We start from the raw sequence: 20096 nt of genomic DNA, 5'->3' as shown, positions 1-20096 counted from the left end.
ATGCTACTCCGGCGCATGTATTTGCACTTCTTTGAATTCTGTTTGTGTTCCTTTAGCAAATATTCCCCATTCCTTGCCAGCCAAGCCGTAGATGCGGCTGCTCAATGCTGCCTTCCCATCAATATACACTACACATATTGTCCCATCTATTACTACTTCCACCTTATATTCCGAATCTGCCCTAAAACCGAAAGGTACACGGGTCACTTCCTGTTTATTACCTCCTGCAACCTGATAAGCGGCCACACGGTCGTGCTGTGGTTCAAATTCTATCCTAAAGGCTGGTTCCGCAGGGTTTTCAGCGTTAAAGATCAATCCAGTGGTTCCGGCAGTATGATCAAACGTGAAGGTAAAGTCTATTTTTCTGGAGCCATTAATTGGGTTAAAGGTTTGACTAGCTGCCTGTCATTCATTCCCCCCACAGGACCACCCCACCCTGTGCCGTCTACAGTGCGAACCGGGATAATCGGCAAGGCCTGCATCGCTTCATTCATTGGGCCTGCACCCACTTCTGCAGATTTGGTGAGGCTTAAGTTCTGGCCAATGGTGATTCTGCCTTTAAGAACTTTATAATCAGAATTTAAACGGGCAGTTAAGCGGTCGAACTCCGAAGTTTTGATCACCCCTCTATTATTGAAGTAGCCTACAGATAAAAGGTAGCTGCCGTTTTCGGTTCCATTTGACAATGATAAATCATAATTCTGGATTACTCCGATACGCGAAATCTCATCAAACCAATCAGTATTAGAAGATTTCATGGTTCTGTTGGCATCCAGATACTCCGGAACCATGACTTTGTTTAAAACAGGACTCCCTGTCTGCGGGTTAACTCCCCAATCGAATAGGTACTGCACGCTGTTAGCGTTTGGGTCTGTACCATTGTTAATGTTTGCCTGCCACAGCGCTCTACCATACCCTTCGGTATCTAACATCCTGGTGCGTGTAGTAAAGGAAGAGATGGAGGTATATACATTCGCATTGAGTTGAGTTTTTCCCGCCTTCCCCCGCTTGGTCGTAATAATAATGACACCATTTGCGGCTCTGGAACCATAAATACTGGTTGCAGATGCGTCTTTAAGTACCTGCAGCGACTCTATGTCGGCAGGGTTTAGCTCGTGCATGCCAGCTTTGGTTGGCACTCCATCTATTATGTAAAGCGGGTCGTTGTTGTTAAGTGTTCCGATACCTCTGATGCGAACAGTAGCAGGAGCACTTGGCGATCCGTTGCCAGTGATGTACATGCCAGCTACCCGCCCTTGCACCCCTTTAATCGAGTTAGCAACGGCCTGCCGGTTCATGTCTTCCACATCGACTACACTTACAGCACCGGTCAGGTCTTTTTTCCGTTCGGTCTGGTAACCTGTCACGACCACCTGCTCAAGTGTTACCCGGTTTTCTTCGAGGGTAATGGTAATGTTAGCTTGGTTCCCAACAGCTACTTCTTTGGTAATATACCCTAAATAGGAAACAACCAACACATCGGCGGGGCTTGCCTGAAGACTATAGTTACCGTCTATATCTGTGGCAGTCCCCCTATATGATCCTTTAACACCTATGTTTACACCTGGCAAGGCCTCGTTGGTTTTTGCATCTACCACCTTACCACCAACTGTACCTTGCTGGGCAAAGCTTACAAACGATTGTAAAAGAAAAATGCAAAGCAAAAAAAGAAAAATATGTTTTTTCATGGTTTAAGCGATTTAGGTAAGCTTTTACTATTTTGCATCAGTGCGATCATCAGTTGTATTCTTTGCCTCATTTTCTTCCTCCTTCCGAGCTATTTTCCTCCATAAAAACTTCCTGCTCATTTTTTAGAAACACAGCTTTCTTCTCCTCCACCTCCACTGGTTTGTAGGCAGGTGTGGCACCATGTTGTGTGGCTACAAAAGCACCCAACAGACAGGCTTTTTCCAATGCCTCTGCCATAGGCCTTTGCTGCAGGTAGTGTGTCAGGAATGTGGCAAGAAAGGCATCCCCGCTGCCAATAGTATCTTCCACCTCGACCTGGTAGCCGGCATGTTCATAAAATCCATTGTCGTCGAGCACGGCAGCGCCTTGTGCACCTCTTGTTACAATAATTAATTTTAAGTTAAACTGCTGCCTTACGTGCTCCATCTGCTCCTGCTGGCTTCCGGAAATTTGAAGCCATCCTGCAATTTCTTCCAGTTCCTGGTGGTTCATCTTTACGATGTCCGACTGCTGCAGCAGTTCAGAGAGCAACCGCTGGTTGTAGTGGGGCGGGCGGAGGTTTACATCAAACACTTTGAGCTTGGCCAGCGGCAGGTACCGTAGCAAAGTAGCGCAAGTGGTGATGCTCCGAGCGGCCAAGCTCCCGAAGATGAATACATCGCTCTGGCGCACCAGCTCTGCCGTTTGCTCGTCATACTGAATGTAATCCCAGGCGACAGGCTCCACAATTTTGTAGGTAACCTCGTTTTTGTCAGAAATATTGGCTTTTACTACACCAGTCAGGTGCGTTTCTCCCTGCTGTATCCAATCTGTAGGGATCGCTTTTGAATGTAAAAACTGTAATAATTCCTTTCCTAAGTCATCGTTCCCAACCCTGCTGATGACGCTGGTTCTGAAACCGTTGTACGACAGGTGAATAGCCACATTCATGGGAGCGCCACCAGGCATTTTTCCGGTCGGGAGGATGTCCCATAAAGTTTCTCCAAAACAAATTATATGCTGTGTCATGTGTATGTTAAATGTTTGAGTTAGTTCAACAATTTAGAAGTGGTAATGGCCATAGGTGGCTTTTTAGATTTTAGTACACTTTAGTTGCTTTGATCAGGTCGCCACTTTCTTTTGATTCGGTCTGCTGCCCGATTTCCTCCAGCGATACGCCTTTTGTTTCGGGCATCAGGCGCCAAACAAATAGCAGCTGCAATACCATCATGATAGTGAAAATGAGGAAGGTAGTGCCACCGCCGAGTGTGGACGTAATGTAAGGGAAGGTAAAAGCAATAACGGCTGCCATAAACCAGTGTGTAAAACTGCCAAGGGCTTGTCCGCTGGCTCGCACGCTATTAGGAAAAATTTCAGAAATGAACACCCAGATGACGGCTCCCTGCGAGAAAGCAAAAAACGCAATGTAAGCAAACAGGCAAAGAGGCACCATCAGGCTACCGAACTGAGCAGTGTAAAAAGCCCAGGACACTAATCCTAGTGTCAGGATGAGTCCCATTGAGCCAACTATCATCAGAATTCTGCGCCCTATTTTATCGATCAGGCTCAGGCCTATAAGGGTAAAAATAAGGTTTATTACTCCGACGCCTGTAGTAGAAAGCAGGGCTGCGTCTTTGCCCAGACCAGTCATTTCGAAAATACGGGGTGCGTAATAGATAATGGCGTTTATGCCTGACACCTGGTTAAAAATTGCGAACAGTACCGCCAGCATCACGGGGAAGCGGTGCTGCTTTGAAAAAAGACGAGCTGCGGAAGGGCTACGCTGCTCCTGCAGGCTAGCCTCACTAATGGTTTTTAATTCCTGATCTGCTGTGGCAGGATTAATCAGCATCAGCACTGCTCTGGCTTTCTCCAGGGCTCCTTTCTTTACGATCAGCCAACGAGGGCTCTCCGGCACCAGTACAACCAAGGCCACAAACAAAGCAGCTGGAAGGCCTTCTATGCCCAGCATCCAGCGCCACGCATTGGGGCCGCTGTTCTGCAACAGGTAATTAGAGAAATACGCTATCACAATGCCAAGCACCACATTAAACTGAAACATGGCCACCATGCGACCTCTTTGTTTGGCAGGCGCTATTTCGCTTATATACATAGGAGCCGCCACAGAAGAAGCACCAACACCCAGACCGCCAATAAAGCGAAAGAACAGGAAGGAGTACCAATCTGTAGCCAATGCGGAGCCTAAGGCAGAGATCAAGTAAAGCACACCTATCCAGAACAGTGTGTTCTTGCGGCCAAACCTGTCGGAAGGAATACCTCCAAAGAGGGCGCCTAACACAGTCCCGATTAAGGCAATAGAAACTGTGAGACCATGCTGAAACACGTCCAATTGCCAGACTGTTTGTATGGATTGTTCAGCCCCTGAAATTACAGCAGTGTCGAAACCAAACAGGAAACCGCCCAGTGCTACTGTTACAGACCAAAATAGAATTCTTCTCTCGTTCATCGCAACTTGTTATTTTTTATCAAAACTAGCGGCATGAGGCAAAAAGACCTTTCAGATTTGTATCAATAAGTTTTGGAAATGAATCTTTCCTGAATTTGGCTCTGCAGAAGCCCTAAACAGTATTTTTAGCAACTTTTTGAGTAGAAAAGTTTTGAAACGCACTTTTAAAATTGTTTCCTGTTTTCAATTTTTGATCACTTTTAACTTACAACTGTTCGTGATTCGCAGAATAAGTCTTTCTAAATAACATTCGTACCACAGAAGCCGGTGCCTATAAGTCTTCTGGTTTTGAAGATGGACTGGCTACAGGTAAACCTGCAGGCAATAATCTGCTAAAGGAAACATGTCGAAGGTGCTACTTTAGGTGGCAGATGTAGAAGAAGTGAATATTTATTGCCACACAACAGGAATATTTAGCTTAAAAAATGAGCTGAGCCCTAAGCCTGTTTTCAATAGATTTGGCTCTGGAAGGCTTATTTCATTGAAATAATTGGTAGTAGTAATGGCTCACGCGAGTTGAACATTCGCATTGTTTAAAACTATTAGCTGAATGCTCGTAGCAAAATCTTAAAGGGCCGCTCAATTACCATGAACCAATTAAAATAGGGCCCATTTCTAACAGGTAATTATCAATGATCAGCTACAAATTCTTCTAATGAAAATGCCCCTCAGGAGGTTAAAATAGGTTAAACAGCGAAGGGCTTGCAGTTTAGGATTGGGGAACGTGGCTACCTTGGCCGGAGGAACGAGCTGCCTTAAAATCAGAAGGGCTCATGTCGAAATGGTTTCTGAAGGCCGTAGAGAAATAAGCAGGCGAGGAAAAACCCACTTCATAAGCTATTTCAGAAATGTTACGATCGGTATGCAGCAAAAGGTGCCGCGCTTTTTTAAGGCGCATGTTGTTTACGTAGTCGTTGACCGTGAATCCAAGAAGCGCTTTCATTTTGCGGTATACCTGCACTTTAGACATGCCGAGGCTGGCGGCTATGCTGTTGGCATTTAACTCGGGGTTCGAAAGGTTCTTTTCTACCACCGCCATCACCTCATTCATAAATTTCTTATCAAGTTGCTTAGGTGGGGAAACTGTTTTGGTTTCAACGGAAATCTCGCTGCTGTAATGCTCCTTTAGCAGTGCCCGGTTTTTGAGCAGTCCTTTTATTCTTTCGAGCAGGTAGAGGTAACTAAAGGGTTTGGTTACATAAAGATCGGCCCCTGATTGTATGCCTTCTATTTTATATTCGACCGTATCTTTAGCGGTAAGCAATATGACCGGGATATGGGATGTGCGCAGGTCGTTTTTTAGGGTGGCGGTTACCTCCAAACCATTCTGTTTTGGTAGCATTACATCACAAATCACCAGATCCGGCACTTTACCGAAGGCTTGCTGCAGCCCTACTCCCCCATTTGGTGCCTCTATTACATTAAAGCTTTTATCCAGCCTCATTTTCAGATACTCTCTTAGCTCCTTGTTATCTTCTATCAGGAGAATGGTATGCTCCTTGTGCGCGGATTGATCGGCCGATGGTGCAGCATCAATAACGGTTACCTGCTGCTCCGCCTCCATAACACCCGGAACAAGCTGAATAGCATTTTTGCCTACATCCGTCAGCAGCTCCTCTGTTTTTAGATGGTCTTGGCCCAATGGCAAACTTATTACAAATTTGGTTCCTTTCCACTCCTCGCTCACCACCGTTATCTCCCCGTGGTGTAGCTTCACAAATTCTTTAGACAGTGCCAGCCCAAGGCCTGTGCCCAGGTTACTGCTGTCTTCGCCGGTATGGAACCTGTCGAAGGCACGTTCGGCATGCTGCAACGACATGCCCTTGCCATTGTCTTCCACAGTAATCACAACCTTGTCGTGCTGCTCGTTCACCTGCAACCCTACCATAATCACTCCCCCATCGCTGGTAAACTTAAAGGAGTTAGAGAGGAGGTTAAACAGAACTTTATCCAGTTTATCTGTATCGAAAAATACGGGCAGTTCCGGCATGGAGGTTTGGAGCCTGAACCGAATGTTCCGCTTTTGAGCCAGGCGTTCAAAAGAAGCGGTAATATCTTTTATAAAGGATACTATGTCGCCTTCCGCAGCCTGCAGCTTCATCTTTTTGTTGTCAATCTTGCTGAAGTCCATCAACTGGTTCACCAGCCGGAGCAACCTGATGGCGTTTTTCTTCACCAATTGCATGTCCTTCTTCAGATCTGCCGATATGGGGCTGTGCAAGGCATCTTCCACGGGACCTAATATAAGGGTAAGCGGAGTACGAAACTCGTGCGAAACATTCGTAAAGAACTTTAGCTTAGCCTCTGTTGCCTTGTCTGCTTTTTTAGCCATGCGGGCAATCTCGTTTCGTTGCTGCATCACCTCGTTATTTCTGGCGAGCAACTCTTTATTGGCTTCTTTCTTGGCGTGCAACGAGAGCAGGGCCAGAGCTCCCATAATAATACTGCCAACCAGGCTGGCCAGCAAAAAATAAGAAAGTGTGCGTTGGCTATTAAACAACTGAATTTGCTCGTAAAGCAAGTGCTGCTGCCGCTCAATGTTTTTCTCCTGCGCCAGAATTTTGTCCGACTGCTGTTTCATGATGTGCACATTGCGCTCATCAATGACAGTTGTGCTAAGAATATTTTCTTTTTTATAAGGTTTGCCGTGCAAAATGTCGTAAGCCAGCTGCATTATTTCTTCCCCGCCAGTTGGGTACAAAAAAGTGGCGTCCAGGATACCATCCTGCACAAACTGCAAGCCGCCGTTAGGGCCCCCTAGTCCATCGAACCCGATAAACTTTAGGCGCTTTTGCTCCTGCGGGTTTCTGATGCTTTCGTAGGCACCTAAAGCCATTACATCATTATGAGCAAAAACCAGGTCTACCTCCTGTTGCTGTTCATATATGGCCGGAAACTTCCGTTTGGCAACTTCCTTTTCCCATTCTCCATTAACTTCCGCCACTATCTGGATGTCCGGGTAAGCAGCAATGGCAGCGGCAAAACTGTTGTGGCGCTCAATGGCCGGCGAGGAGCCCCGTAGCCCCCACACCTCCACAATACGCCCCTTCCCATTCAGCAGTTTGGCAACATATTCTCCTGCCAGCTTACCGATCTGGTAATTATTGGCTCCTACATAGGCCGTGTACATAGAAGAGCTGGTTTTGCGATCGACTACAATGACCGGAATTCCTCTATGAAAAGCTTCTTCTACCACAGGGGTAATAGGATCGGCCTCGTTGGGAGAAACAATAAGCAGGTCCACTCCCTGTTTCATAAAATCCCGGATATGCTCCACCTGCACCTGGCTGCTGTTTTTGGCATCTCTTATTTGCAGCTTGAGCTCCGGATAAAAAGAGGCCTCCCGCTCCATTTCCTCGTGCATGGCTTTGCGCCAGGCATCGCCCTCCGTGCATTGTGAAAAACCGATAGTAAACGACTTATCTTCTTCTGTCTGTTGACAGCCCGTCAGCACCGCCACAAACAGCAGTAGCACAGATGTCAGAAGTTTAGTTGCCGAATACATTTGCAATTTAAGATCAGGAAGTTGAGATTCTCTAAATTCGAATCTAACCTAAATTAGTTAAATATCAAAACAAGCGTTAGTCATTTTAAACGATTAAGCAACTTCCCTGTAAATAAGTATACCTGCCGTAGTAGCTTGTGGAGCCGCTACGGCAGGTATTCAAAGGGTTTCAAAACTAATTACTATTATAAATATTTATTCCACTTTTAATAGCTTTAACACCGTCCGCTCAGTTCCTTTTTCGATCTGGAGGTAATAAAGCCCTCCGGCTAAAGAGTGCAGGTGGAGCTGGTGCTGGAGCATCTGGCCCTGTTTGGTTGCCTTAGCTGTCCGGAGCACCCGCCCTGCGGTGTCGGTTACTTTCAGGTGCACAGCTCCACGGTAGGCACCGCTTACTTCTACCAAGGCGTTGTTCTGGGCCGGGTTCGGATACAGCAGCACTTCTTCTCTGGATAGTTGCGGCTCTTTTTCTGAGAGCACCAGTCCTTGCCACGGCAGTAGCTCCGGTATTGGTGCCGGCAGTTTAACGGTCGTAAACAAGCGGAACTCACCAGGCTGCAGCGTCAGCTTTTCGGCTGTATTGGCAAATACTACTTCTGCTCCTCCTGCAAAGTAGTCGTACCAGCTGCTTGTTTTAGGAAAGTTTGCACTAACACTTTGCGATTTGGTATCGAAGTTTCCGATAAGGTGTACATCCATGGTTTCGTGGCGAAGGGTAATCCTTTTCACCAGAGCACTAAAATCGAGTGTAAAGTCGGAGGTCTGGAAGGCGGGTTGGTTAAGTTTGAGGTTAATAAGAGCGGCGTACACCTGGTATAGCTTTTGCCGCTCCGGGTCCTGCTGGTACTCCCACCGAATGGGCTTTTCGCCAGTGCGACCGTTAAAGTCGATGGACACATCGTAGCCTAACTCTCCGAATTGCCAGATAAGCTTTGGCCCCGGAACTGGTAAAAAAAAGGCGGCTGCGAGTTTAGCTCTGTTCAACGCAGTGGTAAGGGTACGGGTATTATAGCTTCCCTCCGACCGACCCGCCTGCAGCACATCGTAAAGCAAGCGCTCCTCATCGTGGCTTTCGAGGTAACCAACTACATGCGGTTTCTGCCAGTTGCGCTGCTTAAACGAAATCCAGGTTGGGCTGGCCTGCACCCCTTTGGCTATGTTCCGGTAGTCGTGGTTATGGTTGCCCCAGAAAAGCATGCCATAGTCCGCTAGTTCTTTTTCTTCCTGGTTGTCGGCAAAATGCTCCAGCATCACATAGGCGGTGGCATCGTAGGCACGAATCTCATCGTAGATTCTTTTCCAGGTGGCTATGCGGCCAGCATCGTAGGCACTCCAGGAACCAACATTGCTCCCACTGTTTTTCTGCGTAAACCCTTTCGAAAGGTCAAACCGGTAGCCATCTATGTTGTACTCCTCGAGCCAATACCGGTTTACCCGCTGTACCAGCGCCTTGGTCGCTTCGCTTTCGTGGTTAAAATCAAAAAATACATTAAAGGGGTGCGTGGCTTCCTGATTGAAATAGGGGCTGTTGGCAGCAGGTTTTGATCCATCCCAATAAAGCTTTACATATGGAAATTCATAATCGGCCTGGTTCAGCACCATATCCAGGATAACGGCCATACCGTACTCATGGCATTTGTCTATAAAAGCTTTAAGATCGTTTTTGGTGCCATAGGCTTTGTCTGGGGCAAAATAGAAGATAGGATTATAGCCCCAGGAGTTGTTGCCGGAGAACTCATTTACCGGCATCAGTTCAATAGCATTTACGCCAAGTCGCTTCAGGTATGAGAGTGTATCGGCCAGGGTTTTGAAGTTCTGGGTACCTACAAAGTCACGCACCAGCAGTTCGTACACCACCATGTTGGCAGGGTCTGGCCGCTGAAAATTTTGTATGCGCCAGGTATAGGGTTGCTGGTTGGTTTGCAGCACCGACACAATGCCGGTTGCACCAGCTGGGTAAGCTTTCAGGTTTGGGTACGTAGCAGCCGGAATATACTGGTCGTTGTTAGGGTCCAGCAGTTTGTCGGCATACGGATCGGCCACGGCTATGGTGCCATCTACCAGGTACTGGAAAGCTACTTCCTGCCCTGCTGGTAGAGCGCTTACTTCCAGCCAATAGCGGGTGCCATCGGGAGTTTGTTTCATCAGGTAGTCCGGAGAAGGTGTCCAGTTATTAAATTCACCGATGGCATACACAAAGCTCTTATCCGGTGCAAAAAGCGACAACAGTACTTTGTCGGCACTCATGTAGTTAATACCATCCTGCATTCCGGCTGGCAGCTGCGCAATTATAGGTTGTGGCTGCACTGTAAAGTAGAACGTTTGAGTAGCTGTTTCGGTGGCAGTTTTAGCTTCTATCTCTACTTTTCTGCGTACACCAGCCTGCGTTCCAGTGTTCAGGTTGTATGCTATAGTTGTATTTTGCTGTACCGAATGCACCACCACATTATCCACCCTTATTATTATATCGGCAGTTGCAGAGGCAGTAGCCTTAACAGGAATGACAGCATTGGCCTGCACAAAAAAAGAAGCCTGGGCTGGTGCCTGAATAGCCACTTGTAATCCACTGGAATAAATAGGTAGAATAAAGTCTTCGGTCTGGGCCGAGCCATTGCCGTTTTTTAACAGTAATCCCAGCTTTACAATAGGTTTATCTGCCGGTACGCCAAAATAGGTTCTAGGCACCAGCTTAATCTCCCAGCGGTCGTTGCCGAGCGAGGTCATGCGGCCTGGCTCGAAAGGAGCCGCCCAGGTGGTTTGGCCGGACGGTGTATACTCATATGCTGCTCCGGAAGTTGTAGTGCCTGCTCCTGACCAGAGGTACACATCCTTTGTTTTACCCAGCAATGCCGCCGCCCTTGTGTCCTTTGCCTGCTTCAGGTCAAAAACGATAGTTACCTCCTGATCTGCGGTAGGAAATGCAGGAATTGTTGTTACTGCCTGGGCAAGTAGGTTGGCCTGGGCCATTGTTAGCACCAGTAGCAGGAGGAACAGGTTGCGCAACGTGAATTTTAGTAGAGGTGTAGGTTCCATAGAAATAGATTTTATACTGTTAGTATAATTTGTTTTGCTCTCTTGATTTAGGAAGCTTTTTTATATTAGTTCTAATACTCTTTGCAACAGTTTCATCCTGTGCCCTCATACAGAATTGTTGCATTGCTCAAGCTCCGAGTGCTCCAGGCTGGGGAAAGGGATCAACCCAAGAACTGGGTTAAGTACTGCGAGCCAGCTATAGTATCCTGTTTAATTATGGAATCAGTAACCAGCAATTATTCTAATGAAAAAGGTCTTCCGGAGAAGTTTTAGCAAAAAAGAGTTTAGGGTATACCGGCTGGCAATGGCCATTATAGGTTGTCTTTTTTGCTCCAGGGGAACATCAGGCTATAGGGTCTGTCCTCATCTTTAACAAACATGACGGCCACTGCCGCTAACACCATAAAAACCCCAGCTATAACAATGGCATAAATGGCTTCACCGCCAAAAACCCGCGTTACCAGCACTCCGCCAAAAAGGCCATTTACTATTTGCGGGAAGGTGATGAAGAAATTAAAGATGCCCATGTACACCCCCATTTTTTTAGGGGGCAGCGAACCGGATAGAATGGCATAAGGCATGGCCAGAATGCTGCCCCAGGCAAGGCCGATGCCGATCATGGACAGCACCAGGTACAGAGGATCCGTAATGAAGAAAATCGACAATAAGCCTGCTCCGCCGCAAACCAACGAGAATGCATGAGTTATTTTGCGAGTAGTGGCTCTGGCAATGGCTGGCAAAAAAAGAGCATAAATGGCCGATACACCGTTATATATCCCAAATAAAATACCAACCCAATTACCAGCATCTGCATAAAGCTCTGAGGAGGTATCGCCGGGTTGCACTTTGTAAATTTGTTGGGCAATGGCTGGCGTCGTAAACACCCACATCGAGAACAAGGCGAACCAGGAAAAAAACTGCACCAGCCCCAGCTGCTTCATGGTGGAAGGCATATTTTTAAAGTCTTTGAAAATAGCTGTTAGGCCTTTGCCTTCTTCTTCCAGTATTTCGGGAGGGTAAAACCGGTCGTATTCTTCGGGCGCATACTCTTTTGTGGTGAAAACAGTCCAGGTTACTGTGCCAAGCAGAAAAAATGCGCCAACGTAAAAGGAGTATATCACATTGTCGGGCACCTGGCCGGCAGCAGCCGTTTTAGAAGCACCTAAATACTCGGCAAAAACATAGGGCAGCCAAGACCCGATTACGGCACCTGCTCCAATCAAAAAGGTCTGGATAGAGAATCCGAAACTGCGCTGCCTGTCCGGGAGGGTTTCGGCCACCAGCGCCCTAAAGGGTTCCATGGCTACATTAAATGAAGCATCCATGATCATAAGCATACCGGCACCCACCAAAATGGGGGGCAACAGGTAAGCCAGCACTTCTGCATTAGGCAGAAACAACAAGGCCAGTCCTGCCAATACGGCTCCAGCCAGAATATAAGGTCTTCGCCTGCCCAATCCAGACCAGGTGCGGTCGCTGTAATGGCCAATAATGGGCTGCACCACCATACCTGTTATGGGAGCAGCCAGCCAGAACAACGATAAACTTTCTACATCTGCTCCAAAAGTTTGCAGAATACGGGAAGCATTGCTGTTTTGCAGTGCAAAGCCGAACTGAATTCCCAGAAAACCAAAGCTCATGTTCCAGATCTGGAAAAACGACAGCTTTGGTTTGTGTAATAATTTTGGCATGGTGGTATCTGAAAACTGGGTGATGCATTTAGAAGCAGTAGCTAGTAATAGACAGCTACTGCTTCTGGCTTTGCTTTTGTAAAATGAGGGTACTATAGCCTGGCAGCTGCACAGTGCCCTTTTTAGTAGCCGCCAAGTTATGCCCGAACCTTGTCTTTGTAAACTCTTTGTAGGCAGCAGGCAAAGGCACCGTGGCCGCTGTTCCGCCTAAATTGTGCAGGACCAGCAAAGCTTCGTCTTCATGGATTCTTATGAAGGCTGCCACCGCGTTATTCTCCAGTTGCACGGGCTCCACATTTCCAAAGGTTAAAGCTTTGCTGTTGTTTCTGAGCCTGATCAGGTTTTTATAGTGGTTCAGCAAAGAATTTTGGTCGATAGCCTGCACGGCAGCTGGCGCTACCGTTTGCTCTGTAGAATATTCGGGGTTTACCCATTTGGTGCGGCAGTTGTCTTTGCTGGCTACATCCCATAGAAAAGGCTCTCGAATAAGTTCGTCTGGTTTTTTGCCTTGCATGCCAATCTCTTCGCCGTAGTAGATGTAGGGCGACCCCGGGAGTGTCAGGAGAAGGCTCGCCGCCATTTTAGCCTTGGATTGGTCGCCGCTGAGTTCGCTCATGATGCGGTTCTGGTCGTGGTTACTCAGAATGGTGGCATCAATAAAATCCGGATTTATGTTGCTGTAGTACTTTTGGATGCGCGCATGCTTTATGGCAAGAGAATCGCCTCTGCCCTCCTTCAACGCCTTTAGCATAGCCCAGCTCATCTCAAAATTAAACAAGGCAGGCAAGCCTTTTGTATAGGGAGCCACAATCTCAGCTTCGGCCCAAACCTCTCCTACCAGGTACACATCCGGCTTTATCTTCTGCATCTCCTGCTTAAATTCAATCCACCAGTTGTGATTGTCTTCGGGTCTGTCGTCGGTAAAAATATGGCGGGCTGCATCGAGCCTGAAACCGTCTACCCCCATGTCCTCCAGCCAGTATCTTCCAATTTTAAACACCTCCTGCCGCAGCTTGGGGTTGTCGAAGTTAAGGTCGGGCATGCCACCGTAAAAGTAACCGTAGTAGAGCGAGTCGCTACCTTCTACAGCATGCCAGCGGTTTACATTATCAGAATCACCGGCTATTATCTTGCCTTCGCCTTTGGTTTCCGGATCGTCTTTGTGCGCCCATACATAAAAGTTGCGGTATGGGCTTTTTGGGTCGTTTTTAGACGCCTGGAACCAGGGGTGATCCACGCCAGAATGGTTCAATACCATGTCGATGACCACGCGGATGTTCCGTTTGTGCGCCTCCCGCACAAATTCCTGAAAGTCTTCTTTGGTGCCGTAATCGGGGTGAATGCCATAGTAGTCGGTTACGTCGTATTTGTGGTAAGACGGCGACGGGCTTATAGGCATCAGCCACACCCCTTCCACCCCCAGGTCCTGCAGGTAATCCAGTTTGGAAGTCATGCCTTTGATGTCGCCAATGCTGTCGCCATCGGAGTCGCAGAAAGACTGCACAAAGATTTCGTACGTAACGCCCCTGGGCCATTCGCTGGCTTTTGTTTGTTGTGTACTCAGTTTATCGGTGCTGCTGCAGGCGGCAGTAAGGCAAATGGTGCCAGCAATAAAGAGGTTGCGTAAGGTGTTTTTCTTCATATCGGTTTTATCTGGTCAGAAGCTATGCTTGCAGGTTTCTCATTTAGCCAAAGCGAATTATGCTAATGAAATAACCCTTCCGGGGCAAAATTCTCCTGTTTTGATCCAAGGGTAACTTTTCGGCTTACCTTCTTTTAGTTTTTTATTTGAAAAGCGTAAACAGTAACTCAGGCTATAGCAGCCATCTTTGTTGGAAACATCAGCAGCAACCCTTGTGATGCCGGCTGCCGCTGATATTCCAGGTTGAATTAGTGTGTATTTTTTAATTACTTTTCGAGGAAAAGGTACTCGCCTGTCAGGTCGTTGAACAGGATGAGATAGGTACCTGCAGTAACCTGCAGGTTCGGTTTATCCTGCCCGCCGGTGCCATACAAGGAGGTTGGCTCTCCATTAGCGCCCCAGTTCACGGTCCAGCCCGACTGAATTCTAAATTTCATTTCTGTGTCCGCGTTGAAAGTATGTTCTTTCGTCCAGAAGTGTGGATTAAAAGCAGATTTAGTCATCAGGGGGAGGTTGTCGCTCCAGCCATTGAATTCACCAATAATGCCGATGGCGGGATAGGTTGGCGATCCTGCTTCATTATAAGGCTCTATGGTTACGCTGTTGCTACGGAGGCTCAGGGTAATTTTGTAATATCCGGCTGTCGGAATAGTGAATGCGGCGGGATCGGGGTCTGACTCTGTTTCTCGGAACTGCAGTCCGTCGCTGCCATTATTACCGTATTGGGGTGCCCATTTGCCAGGCTCGCCTAAAAATTTTAGTTCTCCGGCTTTAAACCGTCCGGTAAAGGTGTAAATAAATACATCCTCTTCTGACCGGAACATGGGAGTTGGTTTATTTTCATCCCACTCAAACTCAGTGGCGCTACCAACCATATACAAAGTAGCAAAGGGAGGTTCCGACAAGTAAGCCGTCACGTTCAGGGTCATAGGGTCAGAGTAAACGGCTTCGAATTTATCGGAGACATCTGCCTTTACCCGCACCTTCATAACAGAGGGTGAAAAGGTTGCCAGCCCGATTTCGTTGGCGATGGCATTCAACTCCCCTACGGTAAAAGTTCTCACCGCACGGTTGGCGATTGCCACGGTTCTGGCAGCCTCAAAATTGGTATCCTCCTCCAGCGCAAACTGAAGTGAGTATCGAACAGCCGCCGCATAGCCAAAGCTGGACGGAGTCCAGGTAAAGGTTACGGCATCCCGGCCGGCTTGCGCCTCCTCCAGCACCAGGTTTGTTTGCGTGGCTGTGAGGGTCGGAATTGTGCCCGGTTGCGCTATTGTCATATCTTCGTCTTTGTCGCAAGCCCACAAGGTGAGCGAGCAAAACAGGAGATAGCATAATTGATGTATCTTCTTTTTCATATAAAATGCTTTTTCAGGTTAAGGGTAGAGCAGCCCGGAGTGCTGCCAAAGGCTTTTCCGGGCTGGTTTACAATTTATCTTCTGTAGCCGGGGTTTTGTACCAGGTTCGGGTTGGCTGTAAGGTCTGTTGAAGGAATAGAGTAAAGGTTACGGAAGCTTTCTACTCCTCTTCCTTCTTTCACGCCACCTTTCCAGGCCCAGAGGTAGGTATCGGTGGTAAACCTGTTAAAGCGGATGAGGTCGGTGCGGCGGTGTGCCTCCCACTTCAGCTCTCGGGCTCTCTCATCCAGTATAAAGTTTAGTGTTAACTGGTTGTTACTTATGTTGCCGGAAGCATTTCCATAGGCTCTGGTGCGGAGCTGGTTAATGTACTGCAAAGCTTCTGTGGCACTGCCTCCTGTGCCACCCCGCAACACTGCCTCCGCATACATCAGGTACACATCCGCTAACCGGAACATCGGGAAGTCAGTATCCGGATGGTCTCCTACCTTATCAGAACCAGCCTGCCCGGTGGAGGTGATGTTTCTGAATTTGATGATCGGGTACCCTTCTGTAAAAGAGAACACATCCTCAATGTCTAGATTGTGGCCATCAGTATAGAAGTTCGCCCTGGAGTCGGTGTTGCCGGTAATGTCTGGGAAGAGCTCTACAATGGAACGTGTCGTGCGTAAACCACCCCATCCACCGTTTATGCCAAAATCAGCAGGAGGCATGGTTCCTCCCACCGGCGCATGTACCAGATACGTCATGCCCCCGAACGTAATGGTGCGGGTGCCATCGAAGGTGATAGGAAAAATGATTTCAGGGGATTTATGGTTATCGGCCAGGAACAGGTGCTCGTACACCGGATCTAAGGTAAAACCAGCTTCTATTACACGTTTAGCATACGTAACCGCTTCGGTGTAGCGGGGCTGCCCGGTATATACTTCGGCGTTCAGATAGAGCTTTGTCAGCAGAGTCCAGGCGGCAGCCTGATCGGCTCTTCCGTACTCGTTTGCCTTGGCAGCAACCAGTTGAGACTCTATGGCAAGCAGTTCAGACTCAACATAAGCAAAAAGGTCGGCCCGCGAAATCTGCTGCGGAAAGAAATTGCCAACCGCATCGTTTTCTGTTACGAAGGGCACATTTCCGAACAAGTCGATGGCATGCCAGTAGCTTAAAGCCCTCAGGAAACGAGCCTCTGCTCTGAAAATCTTAGCTTGCTCCAGGTTATTTCCTGTAATGCCGCGGCTGCTCAATTTATCGTCTGATGTTTCGCGGATAAATTCGTTGGTGAGGGCCACCTGGTAATAAATCCGGTTGTAGATTACCCGTATAAATTCGTTCGCCGGTGTCCAGTCCATTTCGTGGAGGTCGCGCAGGTTTCCGTCGTTCCAGGCTATAACGGCCTCATCGGTAGGCAGCTGCTGTGCCTGCCAGTACTGCCTTAGGTAATTCGAGAAGTTTTCATCGATGCCCAGAATATCAGGTCGACCGGTTGGCCCTTGTTGCCCGTTGGTAGCGTAGCCGGCGTATAGTTTAGCCAGAATAGGCTTATAGTTGTTAAAGTCGGTGTACACGATAGAAGACACAACTCCTACCTTCGGCTCAATATCGAGGTTATGGTCGCAGGCAGTTGTTAAGGTTAGAAATCCGGCCAGAGCGAGGTTTCTTATCAATTTAGTATTCATGGTGGTTCAGGTTAAAAAGATTAGAGTTCGAAGTTCAAGCCAAGTGCGAACACCCGTGGTCTGGGGTAAAAATTATTGTCTATGCCACTTGGAATCTCCGGATCGAGCCCTCTGTACTTCGTAATAACAAAGGCATTCTGGATATTAGCTGATAAGCGCAAGCCTGCTTTGTCGTTAAAGATGCGGCCAAAGTTGTAGCCAAAGCTGATGTTTTCCATACGCAGGAAAGATGCATTCTCCATATAGTAATCGGAGAACAGTTGGAAATCCTGGAACTGGGTTTCCTCTACGTTTCTGGAAACGTTGGTGAGGTAGTTAGAGAAAGAGAAGGCCCGGTAAGCAGCGTTATTCGAATACACGTTGTTGTAGAGGTAGTTGCCTACGTTACCGCGCATCACAAAACTGAAGTTGAAGTTGCCATACGTCAGTTGTGAGTTGAAACCAAAGTACGCAGCTGGGTTTGGTGCCTTGTAGCGGTATTTGTCGCTTTCTGTAATGACGCCATCCCCGTTCAAGTCAGCATAAACTCCCTCCAGTGGTTTGCCTGCTTCATCGTAAACTTGCTTGTACACATAAAAGCTAAAAGGTGCGTAGCCTACAGAATGAACCTGAATGTTGTTACCCACACCACCTGCAATACCACCTACAAAGTAACCTTCAAAGTCAGGGTCTTCTACTCTGCTCAAGTTCGTGATTTCGATCTTATTATAAGTCCCGTTTATACCGATATCCCAGGTTAGCTTACTGGTGCTGATGGCAGTAAAATTGATAGATGCCTCCAATCCTTTTGTCTCAATGTTCCCAACGTTTGTGATTAGCTCGTTTGTAAGATTGGTACCGGCCGGAACGGCCACCTGCGCCAGCAGGTCTTTTGTCTTTTTATGAAAATAATCAATGGTACCTGTAATGCGGTTGGCCATAAAACCATAATCTAAGCCAACATTGTACGTTTCAGTTTCTTCCCACTTAATACCGGTATCGTATCCTTCCGGTCGCAAGGTGTTATACCAGGTGTTTCCGAACTGATATCCTGCTCTACTGTCGCTTGGGGTGTAGTTGGGCAGGTACGGGAATACATTACGCTCGCCTATGTCCTGCTGGCCTGTAATACCATAACCTGCACGCAGTTTTAGGTCCGAAATAGTTTTCGATTCTCTAAGAAAAGCCTCTTCACTAACTCTCCAGGCAAAGGCCAGCGATGGGAATGTGCCCCATCTGTTCTCAGGACTAAACCTTGAGGAACCATCACGGCGAATAGTGGCTGTAAAAATGTAGCGGTCCATAAGGGCATAATTCACTCTGCCGAAGAAAGACTTCAGCCGGAAGTAAGGCAATACAGGGTTTCCAGCTTCAGCCAGCACCGTGTCTGCAAGGTTTACGACCGGGTAAGCAGGCTCATTAATGGAAAACTCCTGGAAAGAATATCCTGCCGTTACATCTACACGGCTGCTGATGGCTGAAATGTCTTTTACATAATTGAGGTAAAAATCTACCAGGTCGTTTGTCTTCTCCTGCGAGTATCTAGTAATTCGACCGCCTTCGAAGGCATTCGGAGCAAAGTTGGCTGCATAGCGAGTAAATCCTTCTGCGTTAGTGCGGTCGAAACCTACGTTTAAGTTGGCTCTCAGGTCCGGCAGGAAGTGGAAACGGTAGTCGAGCTGCAGGTTTCCAATGGCTCTTTTTACTTCCCCCTCATCGTCTCGTTGGTTCAGCATGCTGAGCGGGTTGCGGGTAGCCAGTGTGTTAAAATTGCCGCTCGGCTCTGTCCACTGAAAGTAGCCGCCAAAACGATTGTCAGCATAGGCTGGTTTGGTCGGGTCGAAGGCCACAGCAGCACCGATGGCACCATGGTCGGCGAAGTGGCTCTTGGTCTGAGCACCTTTCAGGTTCAGGTTCACGCGCAGGTGATCGTCAAAAAACGAAGGGTTCAGGTTCAGGGTGGCAGAACCGCGCTGAAAATTATCGCGCAGCAATACGCCCTGCTGGTTCAGGTACCCCAGCGACACGCGGTACGGCAGGTCTATTTCTTTTATAGAGCCACTGAACCCAATGTTGTTGTCGGTGGTGTAGGCTTTGCGGTAAATCAGGTCCTGCCAATCGGTGTTGGCTGTTCCTAACAGGGCTTTCTGCGCTTCGCTGCCACGCTCATTTACTACTGCTCTGAACTCATCGGCCGACAGTACATCTACTTTATCTCCTACCACAGAGAGGGTGTGCATGGTACTGAAGTTAAGTTTTAGTTTCTGCCCCGACTGCCCTTTTTTAGTGGTGATAATAATAACTCCGTTAGATGCCCTGGAACCATAAATAGCTGTGGCAGAAGCATCTTTCAGGATATTGAAGGTTTCAATATCGTTCGGGTTCAGGAAGCTCAGCGGGTTAGCCGTGCCAGACACTTTGGAATTATCGAGCGGTACCCCATCTATTACAATCAGAGGCTCGTTGTTGGCGTTAAGAGAGGCTCCTCCTCTGATCCGAATGGTGCTACCAGCGCCTGGCGCACCACCATTGGAGGTAATCTGAACGCCGGCCACTTTGCCTGTAATTAACTGTTCCGGCGTAGTGATCTGGCCCTGCACAAAATCTTCTTCAGAAATAGCAGTAACAGAGCCTGTTATATCGCTTTTGCGTTGGGTACCATACCCGACCACTACTACCTCTCCGAGTGTTTTGGAGTCTGGAACCAGGACAACCGGTATAGTAGAGCGATTGTTGATGGCAACCTCCTGCGATTGAAATCCGACATAAGAAATAACCAGGGTGGCGCTGCCATCGGGTACGGCCAGTGTAAAATTACCATCCATGTCAGTTGGTACAGCTTTTGTTGTACCTTTTACTAAAACGGTTACACCTGGCAGGCCAAAACCGTTTTCGTCCTGCACCTTTCCGGTTACTGTATGCCCGTCCTGGGCTAGCGCTGGCACCGAAAGGAGTAAGAAAACAAAGAGCAAAGGGAATAGCAGCAGCTTCTCGCCCCTGCCTAACTCTTTATACAGAGCGGCCTGAAAGCCAGAAAATGCCTGCTGCAGCCGGTATGTTATACTTCTATTCATTTTTATTCT

General features: G+C 47.9%; 11 protein-coding genes. All 11 read right to left on the bottom strand.

Translation table 11 applies throughout. From position 1 onward, the window contains the following. Window positions 1-3 precede the first annotated feature (3 nt). On the bottom strand, window positions 4-360 hold the full coding sequence (locus ACMA1I_RS11620; protein WP_337068659.1) for a glycoside hydrolase domain-containing protein: 357 nt from the start codon (window positions 358-360) through the stop codon (window positions 4-6). Continuing rightward, window positions 357-1688, bottom strand: a complete 1332-nt coding sequence (locus ACMA1I_RS11615; RefSeq protein ID WP_337068503.1) for a SusC/RagA family TonB-linked outer membrane protein — start codon at window positions 1686-1688, stop codon at window positions 357-359. Before ACMA1I_RS11615 ends, ACMA1I_RS11620 begins: the two co-directional genes overlap by 4 nt. Window positions 1689-1755: 67 nt before the next feature. Next, window positions 1756-2697 carry a carbohydrate kinase gene (locus ACMA1I_RS11610; protein WP_337068502.1) on the bottom strand — a complete coding sequence of 314 codons (942 nt, stop codon included), beginning with the start codon at window positions 2695-2697 and terminating at the stop codon, window positions 1756-1758. A 70-nt stretch (window positions 2698-2767) separates the two neighbouring features. Further along, the gene (locus ACMA1I_RS11605; protein WP_337068501.1) at window positions 2768-4135 is read right to left on the bottom strand and encodes a sugar porter family MFS transporter; all 1368 of its coding nucleotides are present in this window, start codon (window positions 4133-4135) and stop codon (window positions 2768-2770) included. Between the two features lie 709 nt (window positions 4136-4844). Next, complete coding sequence (locus ACMA1I_RS11600; RefSeq protein ID WP_337068500.1) at window positions 4845-7610, bottom strand: substrate-binding domain-containing protein; 2766 nt, start codon at window positions 7608-7610, stop codon at window positions 4845-4847. Window positions 7611-7835: 225 nt separating this feature from the next. Continuing rightward, window positions 7836-10673: an alpha-amylase family glycosyl hydrolase gene (locus ACMA1I_RS11595; RefSeq protein ID WP_337068499.1), complete on the bottom strand. Its 2838-nt coding sequence runs from the start codon at window positions 10671-10673 to the stop codon at window positions 7836-7838. Between the two features lie 311 nt (window positions 10674-10984). Beyond that, complete coding sequence (locus ACMA1I_RS11590) at window positions 10985-12364, bottom strand: MFS transporter (RefSeq protein ID WP_337068498.1); 1380 nt, start codon at window positions 12362-12364, stop codon at window positions 10985-10987. Window positions 12365-12419: 55 nt separating this feature from the next. Beyond that, window positions 12420-14006, bottom strand: coding sequence for an alpha-amylase family glycosyl hydrolase (locus tag ACMA1I_RS11585; RefSeq protein WP_337068497.1), 1587 nt, complete (start codon window positions 14004-14006; stop codon window positions 12420-12422). Window positions 14007-14272: 266 nt separating this feature from the next. Next, complete coding sequence (locus tag ACMA1I_RS11580; protein ID WP_337068496.1) at window positions 14273-15364, bottom strand: SusE domain-containing protein; 1092 nt, start codon at window positions 15362-15364, stop codon at window positions 14273-14275. Between the two features lie 74 nt (window positions 15365-15438). After that, on the bottom strand, window positions 15439-17034 hold the full coding sequence (locus tag ACMA1I_RS11575) for a RagB/SusD family nutrient uptake outer membrane protein (protein WP_337068495.1): 1596 nt from the start codon (window positions 17032-17034) through the stop codon (window positions 15439-15441). Between the two features lie 20 nt (window positions 17035-17054). Then, the gene (locus ACMA1I_RS11570; RefSeq protein ID WP_337068494.1) at window positions 17055-20087 is read right to left on the bottom strand and encodes a TonB-dependent receptor; all 3033 of its coding nucleotides are present in this window, start codon (window positions 20085-20087) and stop codon (window positions 17055-17057) included. Between the last annotated feature and the right edge of the window lie 9 nt (window positions 20088-20096).

This window comes from Pontibacter sp. 13R65 (assembly GCF_047525655.1).
GTDB lineage: Bacteria > Bacteroidota > Bacteroidia > Cytophagales > Hymenobacteraceae > Pontibacter.
Note: the sequence above shows the minus strand (reverse complement) of the source record. Positions and strands in the feature narration are given on the sequence as shown.